We start from the raw sequence: 12,093 nt of genomic DNA on the forward strand, positions 1-12,093 counted from the left end.
GTTCAACCATCCCCGTCGTTTATCTCCTGCGGCCACATGCGTGCGCCATGAATGACGCGGAGCAAGCGCACCGTGTCCCCGACGATCTGGTAAGGAACGACATAGGGGGTCCGGGCCACTACGAGTTCCCTCGTGCCTTCGACCCGGCCAGGGCGGCCACTTTCCGGAAAGTCGGTGAGCCGGCGTACCGCACCCTCCAGCCGGTCATCGACAAGCGCAGCCGCTCGTGGATCGTCTTGCGCGATCCAGGTGAAAATCGCCATGCGGTCGGCGGCCGCGTGTCGCGACCAGACCAGTTTCATTGCGGGGGAAGGCCCTTGCGCGCCTTTTCCCGGAGCGCCGCGAATGTCGCCGAGATGTCTTCATCGGGAATGTCGGGCCGTTCGTCGTCCAGCGCCTCCTGCACCCGTGCCCTGAACCACTCGTCGTAGGCCTGCTTCTCCACAAGCAGTTCCATGGGGACGATGCCCTCGCGGGCCGTGCGGGTGAGCAGGATACGGACGGCATCGGACACGGTCAGCCCCATCTTTTCGAAGACGGCGGCGGCTTGCTCCTTCACGTCCGCGTCGATTCGCGTCTGGATCAGCGCATTATTGGCCATGGGACTCCTTCGCCCGCAATGTAATGCAATCGCATGACGATTGCCACCAAGAAGCGGTGGAGGACGAGCCATCGGGCGGCACTGAAATGCCCAAACAGGCACGGAAATGTACAAAGCGGCACTTCAGTGCCTCCCCCCTTGCGAGGCGGGATCGTTTGACGCAGGCTGATCATCGGCGGCCAGACCTTCACGATTTGGAGGAATTGCCATGAACGAATCGACCTGAACCAAGCGCTTGGTCGCATCAAACGCGGCTCTGCAAAACGTTGAGCACTGTGTCCGTGGGACGCGGTGGGAAAAAATCTGCGCCGTCCATTTTGCGTGGCCGACGCTACGCCGATTTCCGCCCTGTTCCGCCATGGACCGCCATGGACCGCCAAAGCCCGCCAGCGTTTGCCATCCTGAACCCCAACGCTCCCAATTGATCCGTTCAGCCCTCTTGCCGGGCGAACGGAGCCGCCCGATGCTGATCCTTGGGGGCGTGTGCAGCAACATGAATTGAAAGAATTGCCCCATGAACAATAGTGATCGTATCATCCGTATGAAGACCGTTCTGGCCCGCACCGGGCTTTCCCGTTCCACCCTCTACCGCAAGATCGCGGAGGGGACGTTCCCCAGGCAGATACCGATCAGCGTCCACGGCGCTGGCTGGCACGAATCTGCCGTCAATCGCTGGATCGCCGACCCGCGAAGCTATCGGGAGGAAGCAAGCCCGTTACGGTGAACAATTCCCCTTGCACCAATCCGCGGATTGCCGAGCTCGGTCGCCGGGGGCGCGGCGGGCGACAGCCCGCCGTTGCTTCTTCCCGAAGCCGATGATCGTTTCGGACGCTGGTCTTCAACAGGGATGGCGGGAATCGATGGTCAACGACTGCCTCGGAAAAAAAACCACGCCCGAAACTATGGCGATAGCTGAAAGACAGGCAATATCAGGTGCATGGCTGCACCATCCTTAATGGAACGTTCATCGGTCGGCACTATGTCGGATCTCGTCACTCCACGCCCCCCGGAGTGACACCCCATTTTAAACCCCGCCGTCGAGCTTGCTCCGGCGGGGTTCCTTTTGTCTGGTTTTCAACTGAAAAGAGCGGATTCTTGTAACCCGGTTGGGGCTACATAGCCGCCGACGAGAGCACCCGTTGAATGGGCGTGACTGCCTCTACCCAGTTCACCGCGATTGCTTCGGCACCCGCGCGGATGCCTTCAACTGCGACATGGGTTTGCAGAAGATGGCCGACGTCTTTCATCCCAAAGCGCGCCATCACGCGCCTGGACATAAAGGCAGACAGCGCCCGCGATCAGGACGCCCTCGAGGCGGAAATATGAACCGATATTCATGGGGGACAGATATGGCGCTCTCTGTGACAGCGCCATGACGGACCTTCAGCGTGTGCAAATAAGCCGATGGAGCGAGTTCGAGGTATTCGCGACGGATGATTTTGAAGAACACCAACAACGTAGGCTAGTTAATTTTCTTCGCCTTCTGCGCAGTTGAGCGGTGGTCCGGGGCGCTGTCGTCCATGCATGTCCTCGAAGGAGATAGCGTCTATCTTCGCTAATACCGCCGCCGACAGGCAGACGGCAATGGCGGCATCACGCCCGCTCGAAGGTCGAGCAAAGAAAATCACCTTTTGAACAGCGCTGTTGGGCAGGCAAAGATCAGGATATTATATGTGGTGTCTAACGCCTCACCGATGAATTCGTGCTGCTCGCCATTGAGGTCAGTCAGTCGTACCCTAGTGGGTTTGGTCACTTTTCCAAAAGGGACTAGTGACCACAGCGGATGAGTCACCGTTATTGCAGGAAGCTGCGGCCGTCCAAACTGCTGTTCGAACGCAAACGACGTTTCAACCCGGCGGATCTCAGCGCTCCAGCCATTTTGTGGACATAAAGCGGGCTTCTCAACCGCCATCGCAATGCAGATGTGCCGGTGTGTCCTCGCATATTCGCGAAGCCCGGCATATAGCGACACTTTGAACCCGCGCTGCATCTTCTTGACAGAAGAGAACGCAAGGGGGAGATCAGCTGCGCGCTCGGCATAGGCGTTGCCGTTAAAGATCGCATATCGTGCAAAATTATTTGCTTCGCGTTCGAACTTGTCGGCGATCGAAGGGTTCAGTTCTTCCTCGCTATCCTCGAAGAATCGGAAAATCTTGCGTTGATGCGGCAGTTCAAAATGTCCGGTCTCGTGTAGCTTCAAAAAACGCTGACGAGATTCCAAAACCGTGTCATCAATATGAATGACCTCCTCATGTGCGTCGAGGATGCCGAGTATTTTTCCCAAGGCCCGTTTGACGACATCTGCCGCTTTCTTGCCCTGAGCTACGGCATATGCAGCGATGGCGCGCGGATCGAACATGCTGGTGGGCGCAACTTTGAGTTTCGCAGCACTGAGTAAATCCTCGATTGGGACGGGTACGACGCCCCATGCATCGGCACGCTGGAGCAGCATCTTCGCTCGGCTTTCGACGAACGCCCGCTCGTCATGACTCAGCGAGCTGTCGTCCCTACGCACTGCCTATTTCTTCTCGCTTCGCATGAATTTGAGAAAACGAAGAAGTTCAGCTTCTTCATCCGATGTCAAATCGATCTCCGCAAAAGTTGCGGCCCGACCATGGCGCTTGGGTGCCGCTGCCGATTGTTGCGGTGTCAAATATCCAGCACGCTCCATGACGCCAATGTAGTCTATCTCATATGTTGCCGATAGCGCATGAAGCACGTTAGGTGAGGGCTGCTTTACTTTGTCGTTCTCAAGTTGACTCAGATAAGCATTGGAGACTTCCTTTCCGGTCATCTCCTCCACCTGTCGGAGCGAAAGCCCGCGATCGGATCGCACCGCTGCCAAATAGCCGCCGAGCGTTAACGCCTGCTTTTTGCTGTCAGGCATGGTCAATCCAGGCAAGCGGTAATCATGTCGAATTTCTAGCATCATTTGCTTGATATCACAAGCGCGCTTGATATCGCTTGACATATCAAGCGCGCGTTGAAGATAATGCGAGTGCGGCTCCATCGATTCCCGATGCATCCGTCCCGGAAAGGGGGTGATTGAAATGGCAGGCAATAAGGAAGTGACGAGCGCGAAGGCGGCATCGGCAGCGGCGAAGGTTCTCAGCAATCCCAAATCGAGCGCAGCGGCCAAGACGGCGGCGGCTTCGGCGCTGACGCAGCGGCCTAATCGCAAGAAGTAAAGGAAGAGCCGGGTTCGCCCGGCTCTTTTTCAGGATCAAGGAGAAGCGAGTATGCGCGTCCAAGGAGCGATAATCCGCGAGCAGGGGCAGACCTTCGCGGTCGTGATCGTCAAACCGCACATCGTCCAAAACAGCAGCGTGGCGGCCGACACCATCCGCAGTTTCGCGCCGGTGTTCGGCGTACCGGTTGTTCTGATGGTGCAGGACGGACGCGGGCGGCCGACCTATTATGGTCGTCGTGACATTGTGCGGTTCATGTCAAGCGTACCGTTGCGCGCAATCCCATGGCACGAATACTCGATCAACTGAGATTGTTTCGTTCCGGGAAGACCAATATTCAATAGGAAATCAAATGTCGCTCACGTCCGATCGCAGCACCTTGAACCGCCTCAACGGCGATGTGGCTTCTCTTCGCAAGCAAGAAGCCGAGCAGATGCGCAAGGAAGCAGACGCCAACAAGCGCGCCAATGCCGCGGCGAACAGCGCGAGTAGGGCGAGTTCCACTTCGCTGGTCTCATCCTATTTTCGTGATGCGGATCGCGAGAGCAAGAAGGCGGTAGAAGCGCAGAATCAACGCGCGCTGATCTCAAAAAAGATCGCGGACAAAACAAACGAAATTGCTCGCGTTCAAGCCTCGATCAGCCGCGCTGAAGAGGCAGAGTTTAGGAAGCGGCTGGCACACGATTCCGAGCGGCAGCGATCGTATGACCAGCGCATTCGCGACCTCGAAAATCAGTTGGCGGAACGGGCGGAGGTGACGATCGTGCCGGTATTGCGTGCGGATGAAACGGGCAAGATCCACGACTTCTTCATCTCGCACGCGTCTGAGGACAAGGAAGCGTTTGTCGATGGTCTGGTCGCCAAGGCCCGCGCAGCAGGCCTCGACGTGTGGTATGATCGCTTCGAGTTAGAGTGGGGTGATAATCTGCGTCAGAAGATCGATCGCGGTCTCGCCAGCGCCTACTTTGGCGTGGTCGTCCTCTCCGCCGACTTTTTCAAAAAACCTTGGCCGCAGTACGAACTCGATGGGCTGGTACAGAGAGACATGCTGGGGTCGGGCCGCTTACTGCCCATCTGGCACAAGGTAACGGTAGACGAGGTTGCACAGCATGCTCCATCCCTTGCTGTCCGTTTGGCTCTCAACACTGCGGTCAATACGACCGATGAGATCGTCGCCGAACTTTTGAAGATGCGCAACAAGTTGCGGACGGCGGATGATGCTGGTGGTCCGGTCGAGGACTGAACCTTGTCGATCATAGTCAGCTCTGCAGTCAACAGCGAACTCATCGGTCAAGCGTCCCGCGTGAGCCAGCCTACGACGATCCGCTCGAAGTCTACGTAAGGAATCTTAACAGGGTCAAATTCCAACGCTGCGGCTAGCGCTGGTAGATCGACTGTGAATTGGTCGTAGAGGCGAACGACCCTATCTGCGCTAGCAATCTGGCGGCGCGAAACGTTCGCAAGCCAGTCGCGCGTTTCCCGGGCAGCTGCTTCAGCCTTCCCCCCATGCTCATGTATGTCGATGCCAGCGAGGTCAGAAATGAACTTCTGATAGCGGAACCGCTCGATATCGAGGATCAGCAGCCGCTTGCCGTGCTGTGCCTTGTCGCCATATCGTTTAGCCCCCAGGAAAAGGCCAAGCTCGAGCGGCATGTTGAATCGAGGCAATTTGTGAACATCATCGAGTTCGGTGCGTGAGAGATCATGAATCCCATAGCGGCACTCTTCGATCAGACCATAGAGCTTGTCGATGCGGGTTTGGCCGCCATCATCGAGTTCGCGGGCTGAACGTGGACGAAATCCGCACGCGAAAATCGTGAACACCAGCGCCTGGAAGATCGGTTTGAAATCTTTGTCGAAGGGACAATTTATGAAAACATCGTCCGTCGACAGCTGTTCCGAAGCCAAATCTACTTCTTCGAGCTATGCACGGAATTTGCGGCAGATCGCGCCTTCGCGACCGTAATCTTGCCGCCCTTCGAGGCCGGGGCGAGCACAAACTGGCCTGTGACAGCACTGCGGCCAACCTTCTGCGCGGTTGTGTGCGTGTTCTTTTTGGCCGTCGAGGAAGCTGCGGTTGTCATATCTTCTATGTGAGCGTTTGGCATCAGCTTCGCAAGGGATAACTGGAATAATTCTAGGAGGGGCATGGATCATAGAAGTGTGACTGAACACCAACCGCAAAGGCCATAGCGACCAGCCTTGAGCGCACTTAGTGGGTAAGCAGGCAGCCAGCGCCTGGGGATCGAAAAATCGGCGTTTGAATGGCTACTAAGGGTAGGTAAAGGCCGACGCCATTTTGTTATCGCCGTCTTCACCCAACGGAGGATGCCAAAAAATCTTGCAACTGAGGCGATTGCGCGAATCGAACGCGCTCATCTAGCCTATTTGGAGGGAGGCCACATGCCGGCGATTCGATTAAACAATGATGAGTGGACGTTCGATGAGGGAGACAGGCTCGGCCCTCCAGGCGGATTTGGTGAAGTGTTCCGTGGCTCCGGTTCTAACGGAATTGTCGCAGTCAAGAGACTGAAGCTGACCGCCAGCGACGCCGCCCATAGGGAAATGAACATCGGCCGATCACTTGGTTCTCGAACGCTTGATCATGTAGTTCCGATACTGGACTACGGCCAAGACGCTAATTCGGACGGCTATTTTCTTGTAATGCCGGTCTGCGACCGCAGCCTTCAAGATGAGGTAAAAAGCAGGGGCGTTCTTACGCTGACTGAGGCTAAGGCAGTAGCGCTGGACGTTTTGGCTGGGTTGCGGGAGGTGGACGATATTGTTCATCGCGACCTCAAGCCAGGGAACGTCTTGTATTTTGAAGACCGATGGCGCTTGGCCGATTTTGGGATTGCGAAGTTCGTCGAGGATAGTACCTCCCTTCGCACCCTTCGTGGGAGTTTGACGCCCGCATATGGTGCGCCGGAACAATGGCGAGGCGAAGCACCTTCTCATGCGACGGATGTCTATGCTCTGGGCTGCATGCTACATACGATGCTGAATGGCGCACCGCCGTTTACCGGAACCCAGGATGAAATCAGGGAGGCGCATCTTCATGCCGTCCCACCAGCGCTTGTTGGAGAACCTCGTTTGGCTGCTTTCGTCGGGCAGATGTTGCGAAAGTCGCCCGCATCAAGGCCGACCGTGGAACGGTGCATTGAGGTGATCGGGTTAATTGAAGCCGCGAACGCGCGACCAGCACATGCGGGCCTCCTTGCTGCCGCAGGGCAAGTTTCCCGTGCGGTAGCCGCCGCAGAAGCTGCAGCTGAAGCTAAGGCGACGTTGGATCGACAACGAAGAGACCTGGTGAATGAAGCCAGCAATGAGCTTGATGCAATCATCGGCCGTTTATGGGCGTCTGTTGTCTCGGTTTCGGACGACGTTAGTTCATCAAAATCCAGTATTTCTCTCGGTCGCGGAACGCTGTCATTTTCCGGGACGAATGCCGTTCAACTGAGTAACGATGCATATGGTTCGCGACCAACCTGGGAAATAGTGGCCGGTGCTACACTCTCCCTCACTAGGGCTAAATTTGTGCACCCAGCGCGCAGCGTTGAGGGGTTCCCAATTATTTATGTCGGCCGCTCGACGCCGGATGATCGGGATTATAAATGGGGGGCGACGCTCTTCTTTGGCCGGTCGAAGGAAGACCCAAATTATCGTTGGCGGGAAACTGCTTTCTGGAGTTTTGGCGCAAACCGCAATGGGGGAGATGAGCCTTTTGCACTCCAGCCGGATGATCGGGAGTTCCAGATAGCCTTTTCAAATACCATGGGGGCGACAAATTCAGCCTATGGGCCGTTGGCTATCGACGGCGAGGATGAGGACCAATTCCAGCACCGATGGCTCACTCTTTTCAGTAAGGCTGTGACCGGTGAGTTAAATAGGCCTAATCAAATGCCCATCCCAGATCATTATCTCCGGTAACGGGTAGGGTCCGCTATTACTCCGCCGGATCGAATGTCGGCTGGAGGATTCTGTCGGTTAACGAGGATACCGGACGCTCGTTTATTCTCTAGCTAGCGGACAGCCGCTCCAAGGAACGATGTCGTTACGACCCAGGGTTGGGTAACCTATCTTGGCTTTTCGCTGGAATCCGGCACCCTTGCCTTAAGCCTTGGCTTTGGAAACGTGCCCTTTATCACCTTCGCGCCGTCGCGCAGGAAGTCGATGTGATCGGACCAGTGCTGCATCATGCGAACGCGCTCGTCCCAATATTCCCCGCGCGTATAGGCGCGGCGCACCGCATTGTTGTCGCAATGGGCGAGTTGGCGCTCAATCGCGTCGGGATGCCATAGGCCCATCTCGTTGAGCAGCGTGGCCGCCATCGCCCGGAAGCCGTGACCGGTCATCTCGTCCTGCGCGTAGCCCATACGCCGCAGCGCAGCATTGATCGTGTTCTCCGACATTGGGCGATCGACCGAACGCAGGGACGGGAACAGAAAGCGGCTATACTCCGCGTCATGCTCGATGGTCGCGAGGATGGCGAGCACCTGACGGGAGAGGGGGATCGTATGCGCCCTGCGCATCTTGGTCTTGTGCGGCGGAATGGTCCACAACGCCTTGTCGAAATCGAAATCGGCCCATTCGGCGTACCGTAGTTCACCGGGGCGGACGAACACATGCGGGAGCAGGCGCAGGGCAGCCCTTGTGTTGGCATGCCCCTCGAACACGTCCAAGGCACGCAAGAGTCCACCAGCCTCATGGGCACCGGTAATGGCGGCGCGATGGACAGGCTTGGGGGCGATAAGCGCGCCGCGCAGGTCTGCCGCGACATCGCGTTCGGCGCGGGCCGTGGCGATGGCATAGCGGAATATCTGTGAGCAGGTGCTGCGGAGCCGCTTGGCCGTCTCATATTTGCCCTTGCCCTCCATCTTGCGGAGCATCACCAGCAATTCCTGCGCGGAAATGGAGGCGATGGGGCGTTTGCCGACCGACGCATTGATGAAATCCAGCAGCCAGCGCAGCTTCTTCATGGTGGCGGCGGAGCGGTCTTCGCGCTCGACCTTCACCAGCCATTCGTCGGCCACCGCCTTGAAGCTGTTGGACGCCGCCACCGTCGCGGCGATCCGGTCCAGCTTGATTCGCTCGGCTGGGTCTTCGCCCCGCGCCAGCAGCTTGCGGGCGGCATCGCGTTGCTCGCGCGCATCGGCGAGGCCGGTGTCGGGGTAGACACCGAAGGCCAGGGTCTTCTGCTTGCCGAGATGGCGATAGTTCATCCGCCAGTAGCGTCCGCCATTGGGGGTCACATAGAGGAACAGCCCGTCGCCATCGGTGAGCTTATAAGGCTTGTCGCGGCCCTTGGCCGCCTTGATAGCAACAGCAGTCAGACCCATGATGGTATCTCCCGTCAGGGGAGTGAGGCGCTACCATCATATCTACCATCGGATTGTTGGTATGAGGTGGTATCTGCCTGCTCCGTCTGAGACGGTTATACCACAGAAAATCCGCATAAAACAGCCATTTACGAGACGGTTTGGCACCTCCCGGGAGAGGAAGGTGGTGACCCCTACGGGAATCGAACCCGTGTTTCAGCCGTGAGAGGGCCGCGTCCTGACCGCTAGACGAAGGGGCCTTTGGGTCGCTTCGGGCGACCGGCAGGTGGACGCCTTTACGGGGGCTGTTCTAAGCCGTCAAGCGAAACCCGAACGCCCGCCTTCGGCACATAAAAAACCACCCCATGCGATTCGCATGGGGTGGCCAAGGTTCAGGGAGGAGACGCCTCCAAAGGGGGAGGCGCCCATACGACACACCCGAAAGGGGGGCAGGTGCGCCGTATGTTCAGTAAATAGAGAAGATCGCGCGGTGTTTCAAGTGGCGCCGCGCAACCTTTTTCCCTAAATATTTGTCATGAAACGCTTAATTTGCGTTAAGCATCCGCCGTTTGCGGAGCGGCCGGAACCGCGATCGGCCCCTTGCCCTGCGCGACCTGGGACTCGAACACTTCGCGCATCAGCTGAAGCGAGAAGAGGTGGGCGTAGATCAGCGGCAGCATGCCGTTCTGGCTGATCTTGCGCAGCTGGTCGCCGCGCATGTCGCGCAGCTTTTCCTCGTTGACCATGCGGAAACCGCGATAGACGAAGGGCTGGTCATTGCCGGGAACCTGAATGGCGACTTCGCCGTCCATCAACAGGTCGAGATCCGTCAGGTCCTTCATGAACTGGCCGGTACGGGCGGCGGCCTGTTCGAAATCCTCGCAGAATTTGAGGACGCCCTGGGTCAGTTCGCTGGGCTTGCCGTCCTCGAACAGCGGCTGGCCTTCCTCGAACTCGCCGACGGCGTCGCTGGTGGGGTCGAAGCAGAGCGACAGTTCGTCGCTGTCGGGGCGCAGCTTCGCCAGCATCCAGGGGTAGCGGCGCACATAGGCCGGGACATAGGCCGGGCCGCGCAGCTTGCCTTCATCGTCGAGGAAGGTGTTGACGCCTTCGTTGAGGCCCATCAGCGCCAGCGGAACCGCCTCGTCGCCGGCCGAGAAGATGATCGGAACGAAGCGCTGGGCAGCGACGAATTCATCCACGGTCAGCGGAATGGCATGCTGCTTGGTGAGGAAAGGGGCTGAGTCCACCGTGCGGCTGCGGAACGCCGCGTGATCGACGCTGCTGAGGGGGATGAGGTCGTTGTAAAAGACGGGAAGGCCGTTCGCGGGCGCGCTTGCCATGATGCGTAAGTCCATTTCTAACAAAAAGCGGCGCATTTTCCTTGCGCCGCCGGGCCTGATACTGGGCCGAGTAGGATAAAGGGCTTGGGCGCGCGAGGCAATCGCTTTGTGGATGCCCGGTGCCCATGGCCCGCCCGGTGGAACGGACGTGTTTCAGCCTTCCTCGGGGCGGGGGATCAGCTTGTCCGGGTTCATGATGCCCTGCGGGTCGAAGGCGGCCTTGATCGCGCGTAGGGCATGGAGCCGGGCGGGGCTGGCGAGGCGACCGAGCTCGGCTCGCTTCATCTGGCCGATGCCGTGCTCGGCGGAGATCGATCCGCCGGCGGCGACCACTGCGTCATGGACGAAGGCGTTGATCGCCTGGCCTTCCGCCGCGATCCATGCCGGGCCGTCGCTCGTGCCCTTGGGGGCGCGGACGTGGAAATGGACGTTGCCGTCGCCCAGATGGCCGAAGGAGGAGGCGGTGGTGCCGGGAAAGCTCCTTTCCGCCGCCGCCGCCGCATCGACCATGAAGGCGGGCATGCGGGCGACCGGGACGCTGATATCATATTGCAGCGCCGGGCCTTGTGCCTTTTCCGATTCCGAAAGGGACTCGCGGATGCGCCAGAAGGCTTCGGCCTGCGCTTCGTTGGCGGCGATGGCGGCGTCGATGGCGATGCCCTTTTCCAGGGCATCGGCCAGCGTCGCTTCAAGCCGCTCGGCGGGGCCGGGTTCATTCAGGTCGCCATGGTCGATTTCGATCAGGACATGCCAGGGCGTGCGGGTTTCGATCGGGCAGCGGGTGCCGGGAATGTGGGAGAGCACATGGCCCAGGCCATCGTCGGCGATGATCTCGAACCCCTCCACGCTGTCGCCCAGCCGTGCCTCGGCCAGGCGGAGGAGGGTGAGGGCATCGGCGGGGGAGGCGACCCCCACCCAGCCCACTGCGCGCGCGGCAATGGCAGGGACAAGGCGTAGCGAGGCCGCCGTGACGATCCCCAGCGTGCCTTCCGCGCCGATCAGCAACTGCTTGATGTCATAGCCGCGATTGTCCTTCCTGAGGGCGTCGAGGCCATGGAAGATGCTGCCGTCGGGAAGAACCGCCTCGATCCCCTCGACCAGCGCGCGCATCGTGCCGTGGCGCAGGACCTGCGTGCCTCCCGCATTGGTGGAGATGAGGCCGCCGATCGTCGCCGATCCCTTGGCGCCCAGGCTCAAGGGGAAGCGGCGGCCCGCCTCCGCGGCGGCATCGTGCAGGTTGGAGAGGATCACGCCTGCCTCGCACAGCGCCAGATTGTCTTCGGGCGACAGGTTGCGGATGCGGTTCATCCGGCGAAGCGACAGGATGAGCGCGGAACCGTCCGCCGGTGGCGTGGCGCCGCCCACCATGGAGGTGTTGCCGCCTTGGGGGACGAGCGGAATGCCGAGCTTTGCCGCCAGGGCCACGGCGGCGGCGACCTGTTCGGTCGACTCCGGCTGGAGGATCGCGGCGGCGGCGCCATGATAGCGTCCGCGCCAGTCGCTGACCCAGGGAGCGATGTCGCCGGGGTCGGTGACCACCCACTTGGGCCCCAGAAGCACGTCGAAGCGGGCGATAATGTCTTGTCCTATCATGGGACTGTCCTATGCCTTGGAATTCATCGGCGGTTCAACCACTGGTCCAT

At 59.2% G+C, this 12,093-nt stretch carries 12 protein-coding genes and 1 tRNA gene; 4 read left to right on the forward strand and 9 right to left on the reverse strand.

Translation table 11 applies throughout. The features are described from left to right. Positions 1–2: 2 nt before the first annotated feature. Both MJ601_RS14720 and MJ601_RS14725 read right to left on the reverse strand, forming a co-directional pair. Positions 3–302 (reverse strand): type II toxin-antitoxin system RelE/ParE family toxin, encoded by a 300-nt coding sequence (locus MJ601_RS14720; RefSeq protein ID WP_242127719.1) that lies wholly within the window; start codon positions 300–302, stop codon positions 3–5. Then, a complete protein-coding gene (locus MJ601_RS14725; RefSeq protein WP_242127721.1) occupies positions 299–601 on the reverse strand; it encodes a type II toxin-antitoxin system RelB/DinJ family antitoxin in 303 nt (100 codons plus the stop codon). Before MJ601_RS14725 ends, MJ601_RS14720 begins: the two co-directional genes overlap by 4 nt. A gap of 514 nt (positions 602–1,115) precedes the next feature. On the opposite strand from MJ601_RS14725, the gene MJ601_RS14730 reads away from it, so the two are divergent. Then, complete coding sequence (locus MJ601_RS14730; RefSeq protein ID WP_242127723.1) at positions 1,116–1,325, forward strand: helix-turn-helix transcriptional regulator; 210 nt, start codon at positions 1,116–1,118, stop codon at positions 1,323–1,325. A gap of 900 nt (positions 1,326–2,225) precedes the next feature. Here MJ601_RS14730 and MJ601_RS14735 read toward each other — a convergent pair. Continuing rightward, positions 2,226–3,116: an ImmA/IrrE family metallo-endopeptidase gene (locus tag MJ601_RS14735; protein WP_242127725.1), complete on the reverse strand. Its 891-nt coding sequence runs from the start codon at positions 3,114–3,116 to the stop codon at positions 2,226–2,228. Positions 3,117–3,119: 3 nt separating this feature from the next. After that, positions 3,120–3,740: a helix-turn-helix domain-containing protein gene (locus tag MJ601_RS14740; protein WP_242127727.1), complete on the reverse strand. Its 621-nt coding sequence runs from the start codon at positions 3,738–3,740 to the stop codon at positions 3,120–3,122. A gap of 100 nt (positions 3,741–3,840) precedes the next feature. Between MJ601_RS14740 and MJ601_RS14745 the strand changes: the two genes are divergently transcribed. Together MJ601_RS14745 and MJ601_RS14750 are read left to right on the forward strand one after the other, a co-directional pair. Beyond that, positions 3,841–4,098, forward strand: coding sequence for a hypothetical protein (locus MJ601_RS14745; protein WP_242127729.1), 258 nt, complete (start codon positions 3,841–3,843; stop codon positions 4,096–4,098). Positions 4,099–4,141: 43 nt separating this feature from the next. Continuing rightward, positions 4,142–5,032 carry a toll/interleukin-1 receptor domain-containing protein gene (locus tag MJ601_RS14750; RefSeq protein WP_242127731.1) on the forward strand — a complete coding sequence of 297 codons (891 nt, stop codon included), beginning with the start codon at positions 4,142–4,144 and terminating at the stop codon, positions 5,030–5,032. A 47-nt stretch (positions 5,033–5,079) separates the two neighbouring features. On the opposite strand, the gene MJ601_RS14755 is transcribed toward MJ601_RS14750, so the two are convergent. Then, positions 5,080–5,697: a nucleotide-binding protein gene (locus MJ601_RS14755; RefSeq protein ID WP_242127734.1), complete on the reverse strand. Its 618-nt coding sequence runs from the start codon at positions 5,695–5,697 to the stop codon at positions 5,080–5,082. 495 nt (positions 5,698–6,192) lie between these two features. Here MJ601_RS14755 and MJ601_RS14760 point away from each other — a divergent pair, with 495 nt between their 5' ends. Further along, on the forward strand, positions 6,193–7,719 hold the full coding sequence (locus MJ601_RS14760) for a serine/threonine-protein kinase (protein ID WP_242127736.1): 1,527 nt from the start codon (positions 6,193–6,195) through the stop codon (positions 7,717–7,719). A gap of 146 nt (positions 7,720–7,865) precedes the next feature. Here the strand turns inward: MJ601_RS14760 and MJ601_RS14765 are convergent, their stop codons facing one another. From MJ601_RS14765 to MJ601_RS14780, 4 genes are all read right to left on the reverse strand, one after another. Further along, positions 7,866–9,128 carry a tyrosine-type recombinase/integrase gene (locus tag MJ601_RS14765; protein WP_242127738.1) on the reverse strand — a complete coding sequence of 421 codons (1,263 nt, stop codon included), beginning with the start codon at positions 9,126–9,128 and terminating at the stop codon, positions 7,866–7,868. A 164-nt stretch (positions 9,129–9,292) separates the two neighbouring features. Continuing rightward, positions 9,293–9,367, reverse strand: a tRNA-Glu gene (locus MJ601_RS14770). A gap of 294 nt (positions 9,368–9,661) precedes the next feature. Continuing rightward, on the reverse strand, positions 9,662–10,450 hold the full coding sequence (locus MJ601_RS14775) for a SapC family protein (protein WP_242127741.1): 789 nt from the start codon (positions 10,448–10,450) through the stop codon (positions 9,662–9,664). A 153-nt stretch (positions 10,451–10,603) separates the two neighbouring features. Beyond that, positions 10,604–12,043 (reverse strand): FAD-binding oxidoreductase, encoded by a 1,440-nt coding sequence (locus MJ601_RS14780; RefSeq protein ID WP_242127743.1) that lies wholly within the window; start codon positions 12,041–12,043, stop codon positions 10,604–10,606. Positions 12,044–12,093: the final 50 nt, after the last annotated feature.

It is taken from the genome of Sphingobium trunci (genome assembly GCF_022664535.1).
Taxonomy (GTDB): Bacteria; Pseudomonadota; Alphaproteobacteria; order Sphingomonadales; family Sphingomonadaceae; genus Sphingobium.

What these genes read in the sequence shown, in the direction of transcription:
- MJ601_RS14720 (WP_242127719.1), bottom strand. Translation starts at nt 302, where the DNA reads ATGAAACTGGTCTGGTCGCGACACGCGGCCGCCGACCGCATGGCGATT.
- MJ601_RS14725 (WP_242127721.1), bottom strand. Translation starts at nt 601, where the DNA reads ATGGCCAATAATGCGCTGATCCAGACGCGAATCGACGCGGACGTGAAG.
- MJ601_RS14730 (WP_242127723.1), top strand. Translation starts at nt 1,116, where the DNA reads ATGAACAATAGTGATCGTATCATCCGTATGAAGACCGTTCTGGCCCGC.
- MJ601_RS14745 (WP_242127729.1), top strand. Translation starts at nt 3,841, where the DNA reads ATGCGCGTCCAAGGAGCGATAATCCGCGAGCAGGGGCAGACCTTCGCG.
- MJ601_RS14750 (WP_242127731.1), top strand. Translation starts at nt 4,142, where the DNA reads ATGTCGCTCACGTCCGATCGCAGCACCTTGAACCGCCTCAACGGCGAT.
- MJ601_RS14760 (WP_242127736.1), top strand. Translation starts at nt 6,193, where the DNA reads ATGCCGGCGATTCGATTAAACAATGATGAGTGGACGTTCGATGAGGGA.
- MJ601_RS14765 (WP_242127738.1), bottom strand. Translation starts at nt 9,128, where the DNA reads ATGGGTCTGACTGCTGTTGCTATCAAGGCGGCCAAGGGCCGCGACAAG.
- MJ601_RS14775 (WP_242127741.1), bottom strand. Translation starts at nt 10,450, where the DNA reads ATGGCAAGCGCGCCCGCGAACGGCCTTCCCGTCTTTTACAACGACCTC.
- MJ601_RS14780 (WP_242127743.1), bottom strand. Translation starts at nt 12,043, where the DNA reads ATGATAGGACAAGACATTATCGCCCGCTTCGACGTGCTTCTGGGGCCC.